This is a genomic window from Desertihabitans aurantiacus, assembly GCF_003344635.1.
GTDB lineage: Bacteria > Actinomycetota > Actinomycetes > Propionibacteriales > Propionibacteriaceae > Desertihabitans > Desertihabitans aurantiacus.
The window spans coordinates 1-5,123 of the sequence record NZ_QPKK01000269.1 but is presented as its reverse complement, the minus strand read 5'-3'; the positions used below and the strand labels follow the sequence as shown (position 1 = coordinate 5,123).

5 protein-coding genes are annotated in these 5,123 nt (G+C 75.2%); 3 read left to right on the top strand and 2 right to left on the bottom strand.

Features of this window, described 5'->3' with window-relative positions:
* Positions 1 to 96: 96 nt before the first annotated feature.
* Complete coding sequence (locus DVA66_RS16925) at positions 97 to 1,080, bottom strand: dihydrodipicolinate synthase family protein (protein WP_114561118.1); 984 nt, start codon at positions 1,078 to 1,080, stop codon at positions 97 to 99.
* A 183-nt stretch (positions 1,081 to 1,263) separates the two neighbouring features.
* On the opposite strand from DVA66_RS16925, the gene DVA66_RS16920 reads away from it, so the two are divergent.
* From DVA66_RS16920 to DVA66_RS16910, 3 genes are read left to right on the top strand one after another with little or no spacing between them, the layout of a single operon-like run.
* On the top strand, positions 1,264 to 2,013 hold the full coding sequence (locus tag DVA66_RS16920; RefSeq protein ID WP_198671878.1) for a GntR family transcriptional regulator: 750 nt from the start codon (positions 1,264 to 1,266) through the stop codon (positions 2,011 to 2,013).
* Positions 2,010 to 3,569: a pectinesterase family protein gene (locus tag DVA66_RS16915; RefSeq protein ID WP_114561116.1), complete on the top strand. Its 1,560-nt coding sequence runs from the start codon at positions 2,010 to 2,012 to the stop codon at positions 3,567 to 3,569. Before DVA66_RS16920 ends, DVA66_RS16915 begins: the two co-directional genes overlap by 4 nt.
* Positions 3,566 to 4,654, top strand: a complete 1,089-nt coding sequence (locus tag DVA66_RS16910; RefSeq protein WP_157974079.1) for a hypothetical protein — start codon at positions 3,566 to 3,568, stop codon at positions 4,652 to 4,654. The genes DVA66_RS16915 and DVA66_RS16910 overlap by 4 nt, the downstream gene beginning before the upstream one ends.
* Here DVA66_RS16910 and DVA66_RS16905 read toward each other — a convergent pair.
* Positions 4,651 to 5,123, bottom strand: a 473-nt coding sequence (locus DVA66_RS16905) for a zinc-binding dehydrogenase (protein ID WP_157974078.1), incomplete at its 5' end; no start/stop codon positions are given. The genes DVA66_RS16910 and DVA66_RS16905 overlap by 4 nt on opposite strands.

Genomic DNA, 5,123 nt, shown 5'->3' with positions numbered 1-5,123 from the left:
GAGCAGCGCGGCGCCGACCGGCCGGCCGGGCGCGCGGGTGGTGGGTGCAGACATCGTTGTCCTCTTTCGGTTCGGGTCGGGGTCGGGTGCGGCCGGTCAGGCCGCCGGGGGGCGGGGAGGGGCGCTCTCCAGCTGCTCGACCAGGGGCAGGACGTCGGCGTCCAGGTGCTGGCGGGCTGCCGCGGGCAGCACCGCCTGGGGACGGGCCGTCCGCTCGCTGTCGATGCGGCCGAGCACGGTGAGCACGTACTTGTAGGCCGCGGCGGTCAGCCCGGGCGAGCCGACCATCCCCGGCGGCAGCAGCCGGGCGATCAGGTGCTCGGTCTGGTCCTGCAGGGCCCGGACCGTGTCCCAGTCCCCGCAGCGGGCCGCCTCGTGCTGGGCCACCAGGTGCCGCGGTGTCAGGTTGCCGGTCGAGGAGACGGTGCCGGTGGCGCCGAGGAAGTAGCCGAGGTCGGTCACGCTCGAGCCCCCGGTGAAGCAGGGCAGCCGCACCCCCGCCGCCTCCAGCCCGAGCCTCAGCTGGCGGAACCACAGCATGTTGGAGCTGCTGTCCTTGATCCCGCAGACGAAGCCCTCCGCCGCCAGCTCGACGATCGCGTCCACTCCCAGCGTGGCCGGGGCGAGCTGGGGCAGGTGGTAGGCGAAGACCGGGCCGCCGACCGCCCGGGCCAGCACCCGGAGGTGCGCCTTGAGCTCGTCGCTGCCGAAGCCGACGAAGTACGGCGGCAGCACCGACAGGTGCTCCGCCCCGGCGGCGACCGCGGCCCGGGCGTGCTGCAGGGCGAGGTCGGTCGAGGTGTCGCCGACGTGGGCCACCACGGGCACCCGGCCGGCGACGGCCTTGACGCACTCCCGCACCACCCGGGCCCGCAGCTCCACGTCCAGTGCGTAGAACTCCCCGGTGGTGCCGTTGACCCACAGCCCCGCGACGCCCGCCTCCACGAGGTGGTTGACGTGCCGCTCGAGCGAGGCGGAGTCGACCGCCCCGTCATCGCTGAGGGGCAGCACGACCGGGGGCACGACCCCGGCGAGGGGGGCGGCGCCGATCTCCGTCGACCTGCTGAATGCCGGTGGCATGCCGCAATGCTTGGTGGTCGCGGCGGCGTTGTCAAGGGGTCTCCCGCAGGAAGTTCGATAAGTGCGCAAGGAAGCGGACAGAAGCCGTTTTGCGGGACCGGACAGACCGGCGAGCCGGTGGCATGCCACTTTGCCGCGAGCGATGTAGGCTGTGGCCCACGGATCGGCACGGGAGGCACCGCGGTGACACAGACGTCCACGGACAACCTGGCTCTGGTCAGAGCCAGGGACAGCAACCTGGAGGACCGCGCCCACCAGGCCATCGTCGACTGGCTGACCTCCGAGCACCCGCAGCCGGGCCAGATCGTCCCGGTCCGCGAGTTCGCCCGCCGGCTCGGGATGAGCCGCACCCCGGTCCGCAGCGCGGTGGGCCGGCTGCACGAGCGCGGCCTGCTGTCCTACGACCCCGCGATCGGGTTCACCGTCGCGGCGCCCTCGCTGAGCTCGCTGTACGAGATGTTCGAGCTCCGGCTGATGATCGAGTCGCACGCGATGCGCCGCTACACCGAGCAGGCCCCGCACGTCCCCGCACCGGAGCTGCGACGGCTGCTCGACGAGGCCGCCGAGCTGGCCGAGGGGGCCGTCGACGACCCGGCCAAGTACATGGCCTTCCGCGACAACGACACCCAGTTCCACCGGGCGATGGTCGACCTGGCCGGTCTGCCGCGGCTGCTGGCCATGCACGACGAGCTGCACCTCAGCATCCACGTCACCCGGGCCGGGATGGAGGCGCAGCTGACCCACCAGCGGCTCGACACCGCGGTCTCCGAGCACCGGGCGATCGTCGAGGCGCTGGAGGCCAACGACGCCGCCGGGGCGCGGGAGGCGCTGGAGTCCCACATCCTGCGGGTGCGCGACCAGACCATCGTCTTCATGGCCCAGCCCCGCCCGTCAGGGGTGGCGCGGCCGCTGCTCGACGGACGCGGCCGGTGACGGCTCGGGGTCCCTGGCCCGCGCCGGGGGCGGCCGACGTCTGCGTCGACACCCCGCTGCTGGTGCCGCTGAGCCGTCCCACCGCCCCCGAGGAGCTGGGCCGGGTGGAGATCCGGCACGAGGACGGGACGCTGGAGGACGTCATCGACCCGGCCGAGCCGGACGGGCACCGGCGCACCGTCGGTGGCGCCGTCTCCGACACCGGCCGGCTGCACTGGTTCCGCTACCACCCGGTGCTGGACGTCCCCGGCAGCGGCGGCCGGCTGCTGGAGGTCCGCCCGCGGGTGACGTTGCGTCCCGGCCAGCGCTACCGCGTCCGGGTGGACGGCGGGCCGTGCTGGGAGCTCACCACCCGTGCCCGCCCGGCGGACGGGCCGGTGCTCCGGGTGGCCGCGGACGGCACCGGCGACTACTGCACCGTGCAGGGCGCGGTCGACGCGGTCCCCCGCGGCAACCAGCACCCCGTCCTCATCACCATCGCTCCCGGGCGCTACCGCGAGATCGTCTACGTCCCCGCCGACAAGCCGCACCTGACCCTGCGCGGGGCCGGCCGGGAGCGCACCGTGATCGGCTACCCCAACAACCAGCTGCTCAACGGGATGCCCTCGGGCAGCCGCTGCCCGCGCCGGCGCCTCGGCGACCGCGACCTGCACAACGGCTGGCGGGCCACGGTGGGGGTGGAGGCCGACGACGTCCGCCTGGAGGACCTCACCTGCGAGAACACCACACCCCGCGGCGGCTCCCAGGCCGAGGCGTTCCGCGGCAACGCCGACCGCACGGTGCTGCACCGGGTGGTGCTGCGCAGCCACCAGGACACGCTGCGGCTGCAGGGCACCGGGTTCGTGGCCGGCTGCCGGGTGGAGGGCGACGTCGACGCCGTCTGGGGCACCGGCGCGGTGCACCACTGGCGCTCGGAGTACCGCTCGCTCGGGCCGGGCTACCTGATGCAGATCCGCAACGGCGCCGGTGAGCGCGGGCACGTGCTGGTGGACTGCCGGCTGACCGCGACCCCGGAGGTCCCCGCCGGGTCGGTCCGGGTCGCCCGCACCGACCCGCGCGCCTTCCCGCACAGCGAGGCGGTGCTCCTCGACTGCCAGCTGGGTGCGCACCTGGCCCCCGACCGCTGGCTGGTGCAGCCCGACGACGGCTCCGCGCGGGAACGGTTCCTCGAGCACGGCAGCCGCGACGCCGACGGCTCCCCGCTGCCGGTCGACCCGCTCCGGGTGCTGGACGACCCGACGCGGTGGCGCGACCCGGCGCACACCCTGGACGGCTGGGTGCCGGCGACCGTGGACGTCACCGGGGTGGACGGGGCGGTCGAGATCAGCTGGTCGGCACCGGTCGACCACCGGCCCTCCGACGAGCTGGTGCTGTGCGCGGTGGACGGGTCGCGCCGGGGCTCCCCCGTCGCGGTCGGCCGGCTCGGCAGCGCCGCGACCACCGGGGAGGGCCGGCTGCCGCTGCCCGACGCCCCCGGGCGGTACCGGGTGGGGCTGCGGTCGGTCCGGGGGGGTTCCCCGACGGTGTGGAGCGAGGACGTGGAGGTGACCAGGTGAGTCGACGACCGCTGCCGGTGGTGGACACCGAGGTGGAGGCCCGGCTGGGTGAGGGCTGGCGGACGCTGCCGCCGGAGGTGGTCGGCGTCGACGTCGACCGGCTGATCACCCTGCGTAGCCCCGAGGACGTGGCCGAGCGGCGGGAACGCCTGGTGCAGCACCTGTGGAAGGGGGCCGGTCTGCCGACCCGGCGGCCCGAGCTCACCCGCGACGTGGAGCTGGCCGACCTGGAACCCCTGGACGCGGCCGGCACCGACCGGCTCACCCTCACGATGCGCCACGGCGTGACCGCGACCGTCTACCGGGTGCACCCGCGGCACCCGGTGCCCGGCCGGTTCGCCTGCTTCCTGGCCGGGCACGGCAACGGCCGGCAGCCGAAGTACCACCAGCCGCAGCTGCAGGTGATGCAGACGCTGCTCGACCGCGGCTACGTCGTCGCCGGGGTCGACATGCCGCTGCAGGGCTGGAACGCGCCCTTCCTGGAGGCACCGGACGGCAGCCGGGTCGAGGCCCGCAGCCACGAGGTGTTCGACGGCTACGAGACGGCCGGCTTCTCCGCCGCGACCTTCTTCATCGAGCCGGTGGTGGCGCTGCTCAACCAGGCCGCCGACGAGGCACCGCTGAGCAGCGTCGTCACGGTCGGGTTCTCCGGCGGCGCCTGGACCACCGTGCTGCACGCCGCGGTCGACCCCCGGGTCACCCTCAGCGTGCAGGTCGCGGGCACCTGGCCGTTCTACCTGCGCCCGCACCCGGCCTCCCACCCCAACTTCGGCGACTGGGAGCAGCGCCGGGAGAGCATGCCCGAGCTGTACGCCATCGCCGGCTACCTCGACCTGTACGTGCTCGGCGCCGTCGGCCCGGGACGCCGGCAGCTGCAGGTGATCAACCGGTTCGACCCGTCTTGCTTCCAGGGCGTCGGCCACCGCAGCTACGCCCAGCCCGTGCGCGACCGGGCGGCGGCGCTGGGCGGTGACTGGGAGGTGGTGGACGACCCCACCCACGGCCTGCACCAGGTCTCGCCGTACACGGTGTCGCTGCTGGCCCACGAGCTCGACCAGCTGCACCCGGCACCGCCGGCCGTCTAGCGCCCGGCTCGGTCGAGGCGGATGACGGTCGTGCCGGCCGCGGTGGTCGGCCCGCTCATCGCGGCCAGGGCCCCGGCCGCCCCGTCCAGCCCGACCACCCGGCCCACGAGCTCGGCCGGGCGCAGCGACCCGTCCGCCACCAGCGCCAGCAGCCCCGGGTAGCCGGCGGCGGCCATCCCGTGCGAGCCGTGCAGGGACAGCTCGTGCGCCACCACCAGGTCCATCGGCACCGGCGGGGCCGCCCGCTCGCCCAGCAGCAACCCGATCTGGACGTGACGGCCGCGGCGGCGCAGCGAACGCACCGAGGCCTCCAGCGTCGCGGCGGACCCGACGGCGTCCACGGCGACGTCGGCGCCGCCGTCGGTGAGGTCGAGCAGCGCCTCCCCCTCCCCCGGCGCGAGCACGGTGGCGCCGAGCTCGGCGGCCCGCTGCCGAGCGGCCGGGGAGATGTCCACGCCGACCACCCGGG

Coding starts and splice junctions, on each gene's coding strand:
- DVA66_RS16925 (WP_114561118.1), bottom strand. CDS start 1,080: ATGCCACCGGCATTCAGCAGGTCGACGGAGATCGGCGCCGCCCCCCTC.